15 protein-coding genes are annotated in these 16,220 nt (G+C 51.6%); 9 read left to right on the top strand and 6 right to left on the bottom strand.

The genetic code is table 11. The features are described from left to right. Positions 1-35: 35 nt before the first annotated feature. A complete protein-coding gene (locus C162_RS01170; RefSeq protein ID WP_036690396.1) occupies positions 36-584 on the bottom strand; it encodes a GNAT family N-acetyltransferase in 549 nt (182 codons plus the stop codon). Between the two features lie 43 nt (positions 585-627). Further along, positions 628-873 carry a DUF2164 domain-containing protein gene (locus C162_RS01165; RefSeq protein ID WP_036690395.1) on the bottom strand — a complete coding sequence of 82 codons (246 nt, stop codon included), beginning with the start codon at positions 871-873 and terminating at the stop codon, positions 628-630. A 181-nt stretch (positions 874-1,054) separates the two neighbouring features. On the opposite strand from C162_RS01165, the gene C162_RS01160 reads away from it, so the two are divergent. Further along, entirely contained in the window at positions 1,055-2,758 is a 1,704-nt protein-coding gene (locus C162_RS01160) for a glutamine--tRNA ligase/YqeY domain fusion protein (RefSeq protein WP_036690432.1), read from the top strand. A gap of 74 nt (positions 2,759-2,832) precedes the next feature. On the opposite strand, the gene C162_RS01155 is transcribed toward C162_RS01160, so the two are convergent. Continuing rightward, a complete protein-coding gene (locus tag C162_RS01155) occupies positions 2,833-4,059 on the bottom strand; it encodes an MFS transporter (protein ID WP_372238084.1) in 1,227 nt (408 codons plus the stop codon). Positions 4,060-4,289: 230 nt separating this feature from the next. Between C162_RS01155 and C162_RS01150 the strand changes: the two genes are divergently transcribed. The 3 genes from C162_RS01150 to C162_RS01140 are packed head-to-tail and all read left to right on the top strand — an operon-like array spanning position 4,290 to position 7,826. Then, positions 4,290-6,155: an ABC transporter ATP-binding protein gene (locus tag C162_RS01150; RefSeq protein ID WP_036690393.1), complete on the top strand. Its 1,866-nt coding sequence runs from the start codon at positions 4,290-4,292 to the stop codon at positions 6,153-6,155. Then, positions 6,085-6,756 (top strand): response regulator transcription factor, encoded by a 672-nt coding sequence (locus tag C162_RS01145; protein WP_036690391.1) that lies wholly within the window; start codon positions 6,085-6,087, stop codon positions 6,754-6,756. Before C162_RS01150 ends, C162_RS01145 begins: the two co-directional genes overlap by 71 nt. A 2-nt stretch (positions 6,757-6,758) precedes the next feature. Then, the gene (locus tag C162_RS01140; RefSeq protein WP_036690390.1) at positions 6,759-7,826 is read left to right on the top strand and encodes a sensor histidine kinase; all 1,068 of its coding nucleotides are present in this window, start codon (positions 6,759-6,761) and stop codon (positions 7,824-7,826) included. A gap of 165 nt (positions 7,827-7,991) precedes the next feature. On the opposite strand, the gene C162_RS01135 is transcribed toward C162_RS01140, so the two are convergent. After that, on the bottom strand, positions 7,992-9,494 hold the full coding sequence (locus C162_RS01135) for an aminotransferase-like domain-containing protein (RefSeq protein WP_036690428.1): 1,503 nt from the start codon (positions 9,492-9,494) through the stop codon (positions 7,992-7,994). Positions 9,495-9,998: 504 nt separating this feature from the next. On the opposite strand from C162_RS01135, the gene C162_RS01130 reads away from it, so the two are divergent. After that, positions 9,999-10,616: a LysE/ArgO family amino acid transporter gene (locus C162_RS01130; protein ID WP_036690389.1), complete on the top strand. Its 618-nt coding sequence runs from the start codon at positions 9,999-10,001 to the stop codon at positions 10,614-10,616. 15 nt (positions 10,617-10,631) lie between these two features. Here C162_RS01130 and C162_RS01125 read toward each other — a convergent pair whose 3' ends face one another. Beyond that, positions 10,632-11,012: a hypothetical protein gene (locus tag C162_RS01125; protein WP_036690387.1), complete on the bottom strand. Its 381-nt coding sequence runs from the start codon at positions 11,010-11,012 to the stop codon at positions 10,632-10,634. Positions 11,013-11,192: 180 nt separating this feature from the next. Between C162_RS01125 and C162_RS01120 the strand changes: the two genes are divergently transcribed. From C162_RS01120 to C162_RS37530, 4 genes are all read left to right on the top strand, one after another. Beyond that, on the top strand, positions 11,193-12,584 hold the full coding sequence (locus C162_RS01120; protein WP_305954395.1) for a helix-turn-helix domain-containing protein: 1,392 nt from the start codon (positions 11,193-11,195) through the stop codon (positions 12,582-12,584). A gap of 285 nt (positions 12,585-12,869) precedes the next feature. Beyond that, positions 12,870-13,049 (top strand): aspartyl-phosphate phosphatase Spo0E family protein, encoded by a 180-nt coding sequence (locus tag C162_RS01115; protein ID WP_036690386.1) that lies wholly within the window; start codon positions 12,870-12,872, stop codon positions 13,047-13,049. Positions 13,050-13,124: 75 nt separating this feature from the next. Further along, positions 13,125-14,447 (top strand): helix-turn-helix domain-containing protein, encoded by a 1,323-nt coding sequence (locus C162_RS01110; RefSeq protein WP_051493122.1) that lies wholly within the window; start codon positions 13,125-13,127, stop codon positions 14,445-14,447. A gap of 263 nt (positions 14,448-14,710) precedes the next feature. Then, positions 14,711-14,827 (top strand): IS3 family transposase, encoded by a 117-nt coding sequence (locus tag C162_RS37530; protein ID WP_084648771.1) that lies wholly within the window; start codon positions 14,711-14,713, stop codon positions 14,825-14,827. A 472-nt stretch (positions 14,828-15,299) separates the two neighbouring features. Here C162_RS37530 and C162_RS01100 read toward each other — a convergent pair whose 3' ends face one another. After that, on the bottom strand, positions 15,300-16,010 hold the full coding sequence (locus tag C162_RS01100; protein ID WP_036690384.1) for a geobacillin-26 family protein: 711 nt from the start codon (positions 16,008-16,010) through the stop codon (positions 15,300-15,302). Positions 16,011-16,220: the final 210 nt, after the last annotated feature.

The following is a 16,220-nucleotide window of genomic DNA, read 5'->3' as shown; positions in this document are numbered from 1 at the left end:
AACAAGTGGAAAAAGAGCAATTGAAATAGTTAGTTTCAGCCCAGCAGCTTCCATTCGCTGCGCAGCAGGCCGTACACTGCGTGGTTCACATAACCGGCAGGCAGCTTCTCGGCCTGGCGGATGACCCCTTCGAAGATGAATCCCAGCCGTTCGGGGATCGCTCTGCTGGCCAGGTTGCCTGTAGCGCAGCGGATCTCGATGCGGTTCAGGTCCAGCTCCAGCAGGGCGTAATCGACAAAGACCCGGCAGGCACTGGTCATATAGCCTTGTCCCTCATAACCCTCGCCCAGCCAGTAGCCGATGCCGACTGAGCGGTTATGCCAGTCAATCTCGTGATAGCCGATAATTCCGGCCAATTCCTCCCGGACCCACAGTCCGGCAGTGAAGCCCCCGTTATCAATGCCCTGCTTCACGGAGTTCTTGATGAACGTGGTAAGATGAGCCTGTTCGGATACGCCATCCACCCAAGGCAGCCACTGCCTGAGCCGGTGGCGGGAGCGTTCCACCAGGGCGAACATCTGACGGGCATGCTCCGGCATGAGCAGCTTCAGCTTCAGCTCTTCATCTATGACATAATTAAACATGCGGCTGCCCCCCTATGCGTTGTGAGTTATAAGCCTCGCTGAACTAACGCTTCTGCCACTCCAAGGCGTAGATGTCTTCCTCCAGGGCTTGCATACGCTGGAGGGCAAGCGTGCGGCAGTCGCTGAGCGCCCCGTTATAGATTGCCGGTCCCAGCTCCTTCAGGAAGAACTCCAACAGATTGTCTGCGGCCAGGTGGCCTATCGTTTCCCCGCGCTCAGCTTCGAAGTAGGCACGGATATTCTCCGTAATCATCTCCCGCTGCTCTTTAGGCAGTTTTACCGGTTGCATAAGCATCCCCCTTTAGCGTAATATTCCTATATTTATCATGCTACTCCATCGCCGGGAGAGAAGTCAAAGGATGCGGGCGCTGCTTAACTTTTATTGAACATTCCCTGCTTAACGGGTATATTAGTAGGAAACATGTTCATACAAGGAAGTAGTTATATTACAGAATGAAAGGTTGATCAATGTGGAGAACCAGGGTACACCCTCCAATTTCATTAAGAACGTCATTACCGAAGATCTCCGCTCGGGTAAGGTTAAGGAAGTCGTCACCCGCTTTCCACCGGAGCCGAACGGTTATTTACATATCGGACATGCCAAGGCGATCTGGATTAACTTCACGCTGGCGGATGAGTTCGGCGGCAAGACCCATCTGAGATTCGATGACACGAATCCGCTCAAGGAAGATACCGAATATGTCAACTCCATCCAGGAGGATGTGAAATGGCTCGGGTATGAATGGGAGGAGCTGCGGTTCGCCTCCGATTATTTCGGGGAGATGTATGCGCGGGCCGAGCTGCTGATCAAGAAGGGTAAGGCCTATGTTGATGATCTCAGCGCCGAGCAGATCCGTGAATTCCGGGGAACCCTAACGGAGCCGGGGAAGAACAGCCCTTACCGCGAACGCAGAGCAGAAGAGAACCTTGATCTGTTCCACCGCATGAAGGCGGGAGAATTCAAGGACGGCGAGAAGGTACTGCGCGCCAAAATTGATATGTCCTCTCCTAACATCAATCTGCGTGACCCGGTCATCTACCGGATCTCCCACTCCCATCACCACAATACGGGCGACGCATGGTGCATTTATCCGATGTATACCTTCGCACATCCGCTGGAGGATGCCATTGAGCATGTCACCCATTCTCTCTGCTCCCTGGAGTTTGAGGATCAGCGCCCGTTCTATGACTGGGTTGTAGCGGAATGTGAGATGGAGGCTGCGCCACATCAGTATGAGTTCGGACGCCTTAATCTGGCCCAGACGGTTACGAGCAAGCGCAAGCTGAAGCTGCTGGTGGATGAAGGCCATGTGGACGGCTGGGATGATCCCCGCATGCCTACGATCTCCGGGCTGCGCCGCCGCGGCTATACGCCGGAGGCCATCCGCAGCTTCGTGCATGAGACCGGTATCTCGAAGAGCCAGGGACTGGTGGACCTGCAGATGCTGGAGCACTTCATCCGTGAAGATCTCAAGCTGACGGTTCCCCGGACGATGTCTGTGCTGCGGCCGCTGAAGGTGGTTATTACGAATTACCCCGAAGGCGAGACCGAATACTTCGAAATTGAGAACAATGTGGAGAACCCGGAGATGGGCAACCGTCAGATTCCATTCTCCCGTGAGATCTATATTGAACGCGATGACTTCATGGAGATTCCGCCGAATAAGTATTTCCGCTTGTTCCCCGGCAATGAAGTGCGCCTTAAGAATGCTTATTTCATCAAGTGCAACGACTTCATCAAGGATGAGAACGGCGAAGTGGTGGAGCTGCATTGTACCTATGATCCTGAGACGAAGAGCGGCAGCGGGTTCACCGGCCGCAAGGTTAAGGGAACGCTGCACTGGGTAGATGCCGGACAGGCTGTACCGGCGGAATTCCGCCTCTATGAGCCGCTGATCTCTGCTGAAGAGGCAGAGACGGATGCCGAAGTAGAAGGTCTGGAAGCTTCCGCTGATAAGCCGGAGCCAACCTTCCTGGATCAGCTGAATCCGAAGTCCATCGAGATCCTGCAGGGCTTCGTGGAGCCAGGGCTGAAGGACAGCGTGGCACAGGACAAGTTCCAGTTCTTCCGTCACGGGTACTTCAACGTAGACAGCAAGTATTCGTCGCCGGAGCATCTGGTGTTCAATCTGATTGTATCCCTCAAAAGCTCCTTCCAGCCCAAAAAAGGCTAGATGAGCTGCATATAAGCAAACAGGCTTGGTCTCCCGCCGGGAGGCCAAGCCTGTTTGCTATATCCTGCGCACTGCTAGTCCTCCGCCAGCTCATCCTCGGGATCAGCGGGAGGGCGGTAGCTGCCGCGAATGACAGTGAGCCACATCATTCCGAAGCCGATTGCCCCGAACAGGGCAAGAAGCGCACCGGATTGATACATCGTCTGCGCGCCAAGGGTCTGATACATCCAGCCGCCGAGGACGCCGCCGAGAATACCGGACATTCCGCTCCAGGTGAGCGTGTAGAGCGCTTGTCCCGAGGAACGGTAAGGCCTCGGCACCAGCAGCATGGTCAACTGGGTTCCGACATAGAAGAACCCGCCGAAGGTAATGGAGTGCAGCACCTGAATCAGCGCGACCTGCAGCGGTGTCGTTGCATCGGCCATCAGCCACCAGCGGAGGAAGAACAGCGCACTGACCAGAGTGAGCGAGGCCAGCAGGACCGGGATTCTGCGCCGGAGAAAGTAATTGCAGAGGAGCAGCACGCCCATCTCCAGGATGGAGGACAGGAACACAGCGAGACCGATCATCGTCTTGCTTCCGCCCAGCTCCGTGATGTACAGTGACACAAAGGTGTTATTCATCGTATTCGGAATCGAGACCAGGATGCCGAAGAGGATGAAGCACAGGAAGAACGGGTTATGGAAGATCTGGCTCATGCCTTTGAAGGGCAAGGGGGCGATTCCGATCGAATGGTCCAGCTTCGGCAGCGTGATCAGTGCAATCATCGCTGCACAGAGCAGTGACGCAAACAGATAGGACAGCACAGAGATGCCGGCCCATTCAATCACGGGACCGGCAAGGATGGCGGTGAAAGCCCAGCCTAGCGATCCCCATAACCGGAATGAGCCAAAGCTGCGGCTGGTTCCGTCAATATAGCTGAGAATCATCGTGTTGCTCTGGGCGAACAGCGGCCCCTGGAAGAAATAGAAGAACAGAATGGATATGTAGATCATTTCATATGTATTGGCCTGAAAGACAAGTTGGGTCAAGACCAGCGTTCCCGTCAGCATGACGAGGACAATCCGCCGGATATTCTGATACCGGTCACTCCAGATGCCCCAGAAGGGGTTGGCAATAATGGAGACCAGTGCGCCTACAGACATTAGGCTCCCAATCTCCAGCTTATTCATCCCTACATCCTGTAGATATAAGGGAAAGAAGCTGGTGAAGAGGACAACCGTTCCATACACGAAGAAGTTGAACCATTTCAGAGAGGTGAAAGACAGCTGCTTATCGAGATGATCCCGCAAACTTTGCACTCCTTTCCCGCTAGGATGCCTGCATTCTTACTGTGGCCGTCTTATGATGCCGCTGATATCACTGTAACATTTGTTGAAAAGGGATACAAACCAACTTTTATGGGGAATTACAAATCAATGGCAAAATATCTGTTTAACTTCAGTTTACATAGGCCAGTTATTCTGGGTTATATGGCGGAAGCGGGGCCCCACTGCTCCATACATCTATCTGCCGGAAAAGGGGAGTTCTTATGAAAAACAAGCAAGCACCGCAGAAGCAGGGCGCGGCCATGAAGCCCTTCCTGAAGCTGCTGCACGAAACCAAGCCATCTTATCTGCTGCTGGCGCTGGCCCTTGGCCTCAGTATCATTTCGACCCTTGTCGGTCTGGTGATTCCCATGTTCACGAAGAATCTGGTGGACGGCTTCTCGCTGGCTTCGGTCAGCAAGCTGCAGATTGCAGCCATCGCCGGAGCGTTCATTGCGCAGACCGTGGCCGGCGGAGTCTCGATTTACCTCTTGAATGCCGTCGGGCAAAAAGTCGTGGCCGGGCTGCGTGACAGGCTGTGGCGCAAATTTCTGGTGCTGCCCGTATCCTACTATAATGAGAACCGGACAGGCGAGAGCGTTAGCCGGATGACTAATGATACAGGAATTCTCAAGACACTGATCTCGGAGCATCTGGCCAGTCTGTTCACCGGCCTCATCTCCATTGTCGGCTCTGTCCTGGTGCTGTTCTATCTGAACTGGAAAATGACGCTGGTGCTGTTCACGGTGCTTCCGCTGTCGGCGCTGATTCTGGTGCCGCTGGGACGGCAGATGTACAAGATCTCCAAGGGAACGCAAGACGAGACGGCCTCCTTCACCGCTGTGCTCAGCGGCGTATTGTCCGAGATCCGGCTGGTGAAATCCTCGGGAGCGGAGCAGAAGGAGTATGAAGCCGGACGGCAAGGGATTATGAACCTGCTGGGCTTCGGGATTCGTGAGGGCAAGATCAGCGCCCTGATCAGCCCGCTGATCTCCTTCGTCTTCATGATGCTGCTGGTGGTTATTATCGGCTATGGCGGGATGCAGGTATCCTCAGGGGCGCTCACCGCCGGTGAACTGGTCGCCTTTATTCTGTATCTGATTCAGATTATTATGCCACTGACACAGCTGACGCAATTCTTCACCCAGCTCCAGAAGGCCAAGGGGGCCTCCGAGCGGATCATTGAGACCCTTGCAGCAGAGGAAGAGGTGTATGAAGGTGTGGAAGAGGCTGAGGGCACAGAGGGGCCGATTGCGGTGGAAGACCTCAGCTTCGGATACAAGACGGGGGAGAAGGTGCTCAGCAAGGTAAGCTTTACTATGCAGCCAGGGCAGGTGACCGCCATTGTCGGCCCAAGCGGCGGTGGTAAAACAACCCTGTTCTCGCTGCTGGAACGCTTCTATGAACCGCAGAGCGGAGTCATCAGGCTGGACGGCAAGCCGGTATCGATGTTCTCCCTGAAATCCTGGCGGAAGCGAATCGGTTATGTCTCACAGGAAAGTCCGCTGCTGGCCGGTACCATTGCCGAGAATCTCGGATACGGGCTGGACCGCGAGATCAGCAAGGAGGAGCTGAAGCGGGCTGCGGCCATGGCCTACGCTGACGGCTTCATTGAAGAGCTGCCGGACGGGTACAACACGGATGTCGGTGAGCGTGGGGTGAAGCTGTCCGGCGGACAGCGGCAGCGGATTGCCATCGCCAGAGCGCTGCTGCGCGATCCGAAGATACTCATGCTGGATGAGGCAACCTCAAGCCTCGACAGCCAGTCGGAGGCCGTAGTGCAGAAAGCGCTGGGCAATCTGATGCAGGGCCGGACCACAATTGTAATCGCCCACAGATTAGCTACGGTGGTGAACGCGGATCAGATTATTTTCATGGAAAAGGGCCGGATTACCGGCAAGGGCACGCATGAGGAGCTGCTGAGGGACCATGAGCTGTACCGTGAATTCGCCGAGCAGCAGCTGCAGCTGAACACACCCGAGCTTCTGAGCCAAGGGATAGAGGAGGGGACTACAGACTATGGTCAAAATACTGGTAGTGGACGACGATCCGCATATCCGCGAATTGGTGGGAGTGTTCCTGAGAGCTGAAGGGATGGCGGAGGTGCTGAGCGCTTCTGACGGACTGGAGGCGCTGCGGCTGCTCGAAGAGAGCACGGCGGATATGGCGATCATTGATATTATGATGCCGAATATGGACGGCTGGGAGCTGTGCCGGGAGCTGCGTAAGCAGTATGATTTTCCGATACTAATGCTGACGGCCAAAGGGGAGACCTCGCAGATTGTCAAAGGCTTCGAGCTGGGCACAGACGACTATCTGGTCAAGCCGTTCGAGCCGCCGGTGCTGATCGCCAGGGTCAAGGCACTGCTGAAGCGTTACCAGATTTCCGCCGCCCAGAGTGTTACCGTAGGCAGTCTGCGGATGAACCGCACAACCTACGAAGTGCTGTCCGAGCATGGCGAGTTCACGCTGCCGCTGAAGGAATTCGAGCTGCTCTTCAAGCTGGCCAGTTACCGGGGGCAGACGCTGACCCGCGACCGGCTCATTGAAGAGATTTGGGGCTATGATTATGAAGGCAATGAGCGGACGCTGGATGTACATGTGGGCCGTCTGCGCGAGCGGTTCCCGCAGGAGCGATTCGGATTCTCCATTCGTACGATCCGGGGGCTTGGCTACCGGCTGGAGGGATAGGCATGAAGCGTAGAATCATGAAGATATGGGAGAAAATCGGTATAGTTGGACCTATAGCCGGAATGTTGATTATGCTCTATATCTCCTGGAACGGGAGCTATTTCGGATCAAGACTGCTGGTCCGTCATTTCGGCTGGTCCTTCTCTGAATACGGGTATCACCTGTTTGTTATGGCTATGCAGATTATCATCTTTTTCGTCAGCGGGGCGATTATTGCCTTCGCTACACGCGGCGAGGATCAGAATTTCTATAGGCCGATCCTTACGGCCATGCGGCAGATCTCGCAGGGCGATTTCAAGATTGAACTGGAGAACAGCGGCCAGTACCGGCAGTTCGGAGGGATTGTGGAAGGAATTAATGAAATGGCGAGCGAGCTGAGCCGGATGGAGCTGATGCGGCAGGACTTCATCGCAAGCGTCTCCCATGAGATCCAGTCGCCACTGACCTCGATCCGCGGGTTCGCTGCCGCGCTGCAAGAGGAGAACCTCAGTCCGGACATCCGCAAGCATTACCTGGATATTATTGAAGCGGAGAGCCGCCGTCTGTCCGGCCTGAGCGACAATCTGCTGAAGCTGTCCGTGCTGGAGGCGGAGAGCTTCCCGTTCGAGCGCAAGCCTTATAGGCTGGATAAGCAAGTGCAGGCGATGATCCTGGCCGCAGAGCCGCAGTGGCTGGGCAAGGAGATTGAAGTGGAGGCCGAGCTTCAGGAGACCACCGTGAGCGCGGTACAGGATCTGCTGAGCCAGGTATGGACCAACCTGCTGCATAACAGTATCAAGTTCACTCCGCAGGGCGGACGCATCACCGTCATCGTGCGCAGCATGGGGGAGTGGGTGGAGGTGGAGGTTAGGGACAGCGGGATCGGTATGACCGAAGAGGAGCTGGAGCGGATCTTCGAACGCTTCTATAAGGCGGATAAGTCCAGAAGCGTCAGCAGCGGAAGCGGAAGCGGGCTGGGCCTCCCGCTCGTGAAGAAGATCGTAGAGCTCCACGAAGGCAGCGTACACGTAACGAGCCGTCCCGGAGAGGGGACGGCCTTCATCGTGCGTCTGCCGCAGCAGAGCAGATGAACCTGCCGTTGATGCGGAGGGTCCGCCCCGGCAACCCAGTTCGGGCTTTCAACGGCTAGGAGTACAAACAGTGTAGCCCCTAACCATGACACACAAATGATGTTGTCAGGGTTAGGGGCTATTTGCGCACCGTATCGTTAGAATCCGTGTGTGTGCTGTCTGCAATCAAAGTCCCTGCCGGATTAACTCAGCCAGCAGGGGGATGCCCTGCTCTAGTTCAGCCGCCGAGGCATAAGCATAGGACAGTCTGAGATGCCGGACGTCGCTGCGGTCATACAGATCGCCTGTATTCAGCAGCAGTCCGGCGCGCAGCGCTGCGGTGAACAGCTTGCGCGGAGGGACCGCCTGGTGGAGAGACAGCCAGATATAGAAGCCTCCTGACGGAACATTCCAGGTTGCCAGTCCGGTGCAATGGAGCTGCAGCAGCTCAAGCATATGGCTGCGGCGCGCGCGGAGTCTGCTGCGCAGTACCTGCAGGTGCTCTTCATGATAGCCGCCCGTAAGCCAGCTTGCGGCCGCCAGCTGAGACAGGGAGCTTGCGCCGTAATCGCTCTGCATCTTGATGTCGGCCAGCCGCCGGACGACCGGCTCCGGTCCGGCAATCCAGCCGATGCGCAGCCCGGGGCTGACAGCCTTGGACAGGGTGCCCAGATGCAGGACCCGCCCCTCATAATCCAGTGCCTTCAGCGGCGGCGGAGGGGGGACGTCCAGCCATAATTCCTGGTAGGCCCCATCCTCCAGGATGGGCAGCCCGAGTCTGCCTGTGACCTCCATCAGCTCCCGGCGGCGTCCGGCATCCATCAGGATTCCGGTTGGATTGTGAAAAGAAGGGATACTGTAGAGCATCGCGGCCTTACTGCGGACCGCCTCGGCTGCAAGCTGGTCCGGGATCAGACCACGCTCATCCATAGGCAGGCCGCTGAATTTCACACCCGCAGACTGAAAGGCATGAATCGAATACAGATAAGACGGCTTCTCCAGCAGAATAGACGTACCGCGCGGCAGCAGCCCGAGGGCAATGAGCTGAAGCCCCTGGAGTGCGCCGGAGGTAATCAGAATGGAGTCCGGTCCAGCGGTAATGCCGCTCCGGGCCAGTAACCGGCTGACCGCTGTCCGCAGCGCCGGATTACCGAGCGGCTCTTCATAGGAGAGCGGAGGAAGAATCCGCTGCGCCAGTCCGGCCAGCACCTCATTCATCGCTGCTCCAGGCAGCAGCCCGGGCGCTGGCTCACCCGTGCCAAGGCGGATCAGGCCCGGCTTATATTCGAGCCGGTTAATGTCCTGAATGGTGGGCAGGTTGGGATAATGAATTCCCTCCTCCACATAATCGTTCCAGTTGCCTGAGCGTTGCCGCTCAGAGGGCTCCGCTTCCCCGGCTTCTCCGGACTGTCCGGCGGAACCGCCGGAAGCCGGGAGCGTTGAACGCACGCCTGTAACTATCGTTCCGCCGCCGCGCCTGCCTTCGATCAGGCCCAGCGCGGTCAGCTGGCCCAGTGCGGTGACCACCGTACTGCGGTTCACTCCGAGCTGGCGGCTGAGCTCCCGCTGCGGGGCCAGACGCATCCCGGGAGGCCAGGCCCCGGTGCTGATCTTGGCCAGGAAGTGAGCTGAGATCTGGCCGTGAAGCGGCAGCGGAGAAGCCGGGTCCGGCTTCCAGGTGTCCGGCAGGCCGGAGCGGGCACCAGCTTGCTGTGATCCAGTAGCTGCGGGCCGAGAATCCTCCGTATGTACGGATGGGCCGGGCGTGCTTATGTCTATTGTTGTATGGTTGGGCCTTTGTGCATGTGTCAAGAGCAGGCTCCTTCCGGACGAATTATTGTGCAAAAGGGAAAAACCGAACATACTGCTCTCTGCGCAAGTAATCGGTTCTAATGTATGCGAAAAACCGAACACATTATCCACTGCGAGGGCAGGCTACCGAACGGTTGTCCCCCCTCACAGCCGCTACTGACTAACATTATCCCTCATTTCGTTCTCTCGTTCTCGTTCCTTCTTTCTTCCAGTCTACCATGATTCCTCCCCTTTCATTCGTCTTGGTTGGTATATGTCGAAGAACTTGGATGGTTACGACAGCTGTTATAACAGAGTACGATCAGTAGGCTTAGCTGGAGGAAGCCTGTGAAGCTGGTTTACCCTGGAAGCACTAAAAGGAAGATAAGAGGGGGAAAAGAAATGGTACAGGCCATTCTACATGGAATGATCCTGGCCTTCGGGCTGATTCTGCCGCTGGGCGTGCAGAATATATTCGTCTTCAATCAAGGGGCGCAGCATGCCAGATTCCGCAGTGTGCTGCCTGTCGTACTGACGGCAGCGGTGTGCGACACACTGTTTATCGCTGCCGCAGTCGGCGGAGTCTCCTTGGTCATTTTATCGCTACGCTGGGTGACGCCTGTTATATATGGGGCAGGCATTCTGTTCCTCACCTTCATGGGCTGGAGAATCTGGCGCTCTGCTCCAGCGAAGGATGAGTCGGGCCGGCTATCAGCGAAGGGACAGATCCTCTATGCGCTGTCTGTGTCCCTCCTGAACCCTCATGCCCTTCTGGATACGGTGGGCGTGATCGGGACCAGCTCGCTGCAATACGAAGGGGCGGTGCGCTGGACCTTCGCGGCGGCGACAGTGGCCGTCTCCTGGCTCTGGTTCCTCGGTCTTGCTGCAGCGGGCCGCCAGCTCGGCAGGCTGGCTGCTTCTGGCAAGGTCATGAAGGGGCTGAATACCGTTTCCGCCCTGCTGATCTGGGCGATCGCCGTCTACATGGGAGTCCAGTTGTGGGGCCTGTTGTATGGCTAAGTGATTTCTCTTAAATTAGTCTTTACTCAATAGATCTGTTAATTCTTTAGAACTGCTTTCTTTTAATTTCAACATTTTTTCGCTATTACTATCATTAATCAAAAATCCACTTTTGATTTTATAATCTAAATAAAGGCTGAATTTCACAACTTCGCTATCCGCGTAAGTAACATTCATTCGATATGTGGGGGGACCCACATCAACAGCCCCGCGTACTTTTTTCACAGTTCTTATAGCATCGCTGAATATTCGAATACTATCGTTATCAGTGTAAGTAATTTCCGCTGTTTCGGAAATAAGACTGACGCTAACAATCTCAGGATTTGGTCTGACTAAGACATATATGAAAACAAGTAATATTATCATTGAAATTGAAATGATGCTTATTTTTCTCATAAACTCTCCCCTTATCGTAAGGTTCGGCCAGCCCGTTGCCAAACTGTTTCGAATTCTTCACACTTTCGCGATATAGTTGTTTTATTTGACTCTATTCTATTGACGGTTGAAATCCCATCCTCTAACATACAGATATAAACATAAAGTTCTAAATTATGGAATGTGGGAGGTGGTGTTGCTTTGAAGCCTGCAGTCATGATTCGAGACCAGCTTGCAGATTATCTAACCCAGCATGGGCTGTCCATTAATCAGTTCGCCATAAGCTCCGGTATTAATTCCGGGACACTGAGCCGGATTATTAATGGCCATCAGCCCATTGCCATGAGCCATCTGGAGTCAATCACTGCAGGAATGGGGCTTGGCGAGGATTTTTTTTACAGCTTGTACGTGGAAGAATGCTTCTATTATTCGGCACCGACCTGGCGGCGGCTTCGCCCGTTCATTGTGAAGTGTGCGGAACTGGGGCGAACGGATTGTATCGGGCTTCTGGTGGAGAACCTGCTGGATAATCTGACCTATGTTCCCATGCTGTATGAAGTAGCGGAAGGCTTGTTCCAACAGGGCCACTGGCCGGCGGCGGCACTGCTCTATGAGAATGTAAGCGCCAGCGAGAAATACCAGTATTCCGAACGCCTGGCCACTTGCCAATACCGCCTGTTCCTGATTGCCCTGGGTGATGACCAGAGCACGAACCTGCGCGCAGCTACCCTGTTCGAGAGCTACATCCCGCGCTTGGATGAGGCGGATCAGTTGGATGCGTTGAGGAATTTAATGGATGTCTACTTCTCATTGCAATTATGGAGTAAAGTAAATGAGCTTGCTCTTGAGCTACTACGGATTGCTACAATCCGGTATGATCTTTATTGTCATTCGAGAAATAAAGACGCAGTGAAAAGCGGAGAAAGACCTCTTTGCTTCTATATATTGTATGCCCATCTAATGCGTTCAAATGCATACGGAGAATGTGGGGATTACAAAGCGGCTCTTGACCTTGTGCCTCTATATTTGGACGTGAATTGGATACATGAAGTAAGTGAGGAAGCGAAGAGGACTGTAGCGCAGTTTCAGGAATGGGGCAAGGCTAATACTTATCTGTATCGCTTACTCGATGGACAAATAGAGGTGTTAGCTGATTATGTTAACTATATTTCCACTCAACAAGGGGAGATTTTCGTAGCCTTATTCTATATCGTCAAATCTGCAAACCTGTACAATTGGAATGTGGATTCTATTTTAGAACGTTTCTCTAGTTACATGCCCTATAGGATACATCTCACTGAGTTCGGAGTGTACAATCAGCAGATTAAAGCGGATCAGCATACCAGATTTCTTGTAGAATTGGGAGTCTATTGTTTGCGGAATAAGCGCAGTGAAGGAATAAGATATATCCTAGAAGCTTTGGAATCATCTGCTAAGCTTAACAATGAGAGCTTCATCTTCAAATGTGTTGACTTATTCGAGCAGAATAGGCATATTGCTGGAGAAGATGAGCAGATGCAATACAAAATCTTAATAAGAGAGGTGCGGGATGCAAGTGAAAAGAAAACTCCTATTATTGCTAGCCTCGTGTAGCATTGCTCTACTAATTACTGTGCCTGTAGCACAGATAGTGGGCAAACCTGTACAACAACAAATGATTCAAGTAATGGGACATGGTTCAGGCGGCTGAATAAGTGGCTGCAATTATACAGTATCACCTTAGGCGTCTTCCGCTAATGCGGGGGCGTCTTTTTTATGGACAACTCTTATCACGCCGAACTTTGTCAATATATTCACTTTAACAGATAATGCAATCAGTCCAATATTTTGTAGTTTTACATAAAAATCTATAATGTTGCATAAGGAGGCGGGATTCCCATGCATAGTCCAGCAATCGTTAGAATTCGTATAGAGCAAGCTAGAAGTAAGCTTCATAAATTACATATTCAATATGGCGGTTTGAATCATCCGGAGGTTTTGCGGCAATCTGTAGTGCTGGATGAGCTACTCAATACATACGATAATGCCTACCGGACGAATAAACGGCCGCCCGCTTAAGCATTGATCTAGAAAATACTGTTAATTCAAATATAAAATCCAACGGATACGTGTATAAAAAAGGTGGTAAATGCAGTGGAGCATACAGTCAAAATCCGGGACGAGATAGCGGCGTATCTCACAAAACATAAATTGTCTATTAATCAGTTTGCGATTGCCAGCGGAATTCATTCCGGCACACTCAGCCGGGTGATGAAAGGCCAACAGGCCTTGGCGATGAACCACCTAACCCGCGTAACCAGCGGGATGGGGCTGCCGGAGGATTACTTTTACAGTCAGTATGTGGATGAATGTTTATATGATTCGACACCGACTTGGCGGCGTTTACGGCCGTTCCTGCTGCAATGTGCGGCGTTATCGCGTCTGGATTGTATTGAGCGGGTGGTGCAGAATTTACTGGATAATCTGCTGTATGCACCGCTGCTGTTCGAGGTTGCCGAGGAGTTGTTTGAGCAGAAGAACTGGCAGGCCGCTGCATTAATCTATGACAATGTGGGAGCCAGCGAGAAATATCAGCATTCCGAACGATTGGCGCTCTGCCAGTATCGACTCTTCCTGATTAATCTTGGCGATGATCCACAGGGAAATCTAATCGCTGCTACTTTATTAGAGAATTATGTCGATAAGCTGGACGAAGTCCATCAGTTGGATGCGCTGAAGCAGTTAGCTAATTTATACAGCGGGCTTCAGGCGTGGGACAAAGTATCTCAGTCTGTAGAAGAACTGCTAAGAGTAGCCACTGTTCAGTATGAACTCCACGGACAAGTGCATCGTAAGCATAGCAGTAATCAATTTTATAAAAAGCCACTCTATACATATATTTTATATGCTCAGCTTATGAGATCCTGTGTTTATGAAGAGCTGGGCGACTATAAAACCGCACTGGATATGGTACCTCAGTACTTGGATCATAGCTGGATACGGGAAGATGACGAAGAAGCAAGACGTATTAAGGCTCAATATATAGAATGGGGAACGGCTAATACGTACCTTTACCGCTTAATGGATGGGCAGATTGAGGTGCTGGAAGAATATATAGAGTATATCTCCACCTGTGAGAACGAGATTTTTATGGCGCTGTTCAAGATCGTTCAATTGGCTAATCAGTATAAGTGGGACGTGGATCATGTGATACAGAGATTTGCGGACTACATTCCTTACCGGAAGGTTTACAGTATCTTTGGTGAGCACAACAAGTTCATTCATGAAAAAAACTACACCCAATTCTGCAGCGAGCTGGCGACCTACTATCTATCCCGCAAGCGGTACAAAGGCGACGATGTAATCATGCAAAGCGTAGACTTATCTGCCAAATTAGACAGTGAGCAACAAGTGATCCGGGGGACGATATCCGTCGATTTCGAAATTGCGATTTCGGATATTCCGAAGTCGTGCTGAAGTATACACATAGGCAATCCTTGTACAACGGCTGAGAATCCTTCTGGAATCTCGGCCGTTTTCCAAAAATGAAATATTATTGAGACCTTTATGAGAACTTTCCGCAATTGGTCTAGCCTATGATGGATAAATAGGACCGAATACGCTCCTCATCCATACCATACATTCAGCCAAAGGTTGGCGCCCATATCAGCATGACTCACTGAGAGAGCTTCTTTTCGCATCTCAATGTGGAAGGACTCTGCCTTTGTGATATCTAAAATATAGATGAAATACAAAGAAGAATTGAAGAATATATCCACTTTGACAATAAGCATCGAAGGCAACAAAAGTTAAATAAGCTACCTCCGGTTGGGTACCGGGAGCAGCTTATAGCCTAGAGACTTTTTTTCACACATCCAAAATTGGTTATGGTAAAGCGCAAATCTACAATTACAATCTTGTGTAGTAATACCAACGTCCACACTTCCGTTTCGTCTTGCTTTGTGCCACTGTTTGCGTCACGAAAAAGCCAAACTTATTTCTTCTTGATTTCTGCTTTTGATAAAATCCTTTTGTCGCCAACGAAAGCAACAATAACGTTTAAGATTATGAGCACACACAACATGATTCCGATATTAATTCCTACGAGATAGAGCACTCCGGCGGCAACCATGCACAGTAAATAACATACCGTTGGAACGAGCTTTTGCTTAAGAAGTACGATGCGTTCCATACTTTCATCTGTGGAGTCCCTATGGGCTTTTTTTAATATAGCCCTTGCTTGTGCCAGTAGATATGCGTAGTATACAACAACTAAAGATATTAATGTAACTAAAACTATTCTAACGTAAGTTTCTACCATGATATTGTTTAATAGTGAGTATTGTTGGTTGAGTTTAGTGCGTTCCAATAAGCAAGTTCACAAACATTGCATTGAGTGCCAATTGCCGTCATCGCAATAGCTGTTGCGCCAGTAGCTCCCGTTGCGGCAACAACAGCAGCAATAGCAGCTGGTGTAAGTGTACCTCCTGATGCAAGGGCTAAAGCTGATGCAAAACCTGCTCCAACAGCAGAGATCAATGAAACCCCATAAAGCGAGACTGCCGTCCATTCTTTATCATTGAGGATATTTACTTTATCGAAAAAACTGTTCAACTGGGTGGTGTTGGAGCTATTTTCATATGTCATAAAATAACCTTGCCCACTACCCTTTGGTCTTTCTAATCTCCACTCATTTGGACTGCCGGTGTAGACATCATATTCATAATTCGAAAATGTGTCCTGATGGATAGTTGATCTAGCACTTTGTGATGACTGAAGTGCTTTGGCTTCTATAGTTTCGCCTTCAACAATCGAACCTGTTTCCAAGTCTTTGATTGATACCTGCATTGTATTCTGAATAGAATCGTAAACGACGATATATTGTGACGTTTCGTCGCTCGTCACAGAAGTGCGGATTCCTGCTACTTCGGACACGGATAAATTAAAGTCAACATTTGGAACATCTGATGCGAAAGCCGTTGTACCTATACCCAAAACCATAATTGCCGATAGTGCTAATGCTAATAATTTTTTAAACATAAAATTGTCCGCACCTTCATTTTTTGATTTTTTAAAACAAACCTGACGATTTTTTTCGCAGTTGCTGGTATACAAACATCATACAAGTTTCATTTTAGTTCTATGTTGTAACCATCAGTACCCAATTTGCCCTCCTTTCTGCTTTAGTACAGCATTTTCAAAATATTAATTGAGGTGTCGGAACTAGGCACCCATTAATAGTTTCTTAGT

Origin of the sequence: Paenibacillus sp. FSL R7-269 (assembly GCF_000517865.1) — a bacterium.
In the GTDB taxonomy this organism is placed as follows: domain Bacteria; phylum Bacillota; class Bacilli; order Paenibacillales; family Paenibacillaceae; genus Paenibacillus_AQ.
Note: the sequence above shows the minus strand (reverse complement) of the source record. Positions and strands in the feature narration are given on the sequence as shown.

What these genes read in the sequence shown, in the direction of transcription:
- C162_RS01170 (WP_036690396.1), bottom strand. Translation starts at nt 584, where the DNA reads ATGTTTAATTATGTCATAGATGAAGAGCTGAAGCTGAAGCTGCTCATG.
- C162_RS01165 (WP_036690395.1), bottom strand. Translation starts at nt 873, where the DNA reads ATGCAACCGGTAAAACTGCCTAAAGAGCAGCGGGAGATGATTACGGAG.
- C162_RS01150 (WP_036690393.1), top strand. Translation starts at nt 4,290, where the DNA reads ATGAAAAACAAGCAAGCACCGCAGAAGCAGGGCGCGGCCATGAAGCCC.
- C162_RS01145 (WP_036690391.1), top strand. Translation starts at nt 6,085, where the DNA reads ATGGTCAAAATACTGGTAGTGGACGACGATCCGCATATCCGCGAATTG.
- C162_RS01140 (WP_036690390.1), top strand. Translation starts at nt 6,759, where the DNA reads ATGAAGCGTAGAATCATGAAGATATGGGAGAAAATCGGTATAGTTGGA.
- C162_RS01130 (WP_036690389.1), top strand. Translation starts at nt 9,999, where the DNA reads ATGGTACAGGCCATTCTACATGGAATGATCCTGGCCTTCGGGCTGATT.
- C162_RS01125 (WP_036690387.1), bottom strand. Translation starts at nt 11,012, where the DNA reads ATGAGAAAAATAAGCATCATTTCAATTTCAATGATAATATTACTTGTT.
- C162_RS01115 (WP_036690386.1), top strand. Translation starts at nt 12,870, where the DNA reads ATGCATAGTCCAGCAATCGTTAGAATTCGTATAGAGCAAGCTAGAAGT.
- C162_RS01100 (WP_036690384.1), bottom strand. Translation starts at nt 16,010, where the DNA reads ATGTTTAAAAAATTATTAGCATTAGCACTATCGGCAATTATGGTTTTG.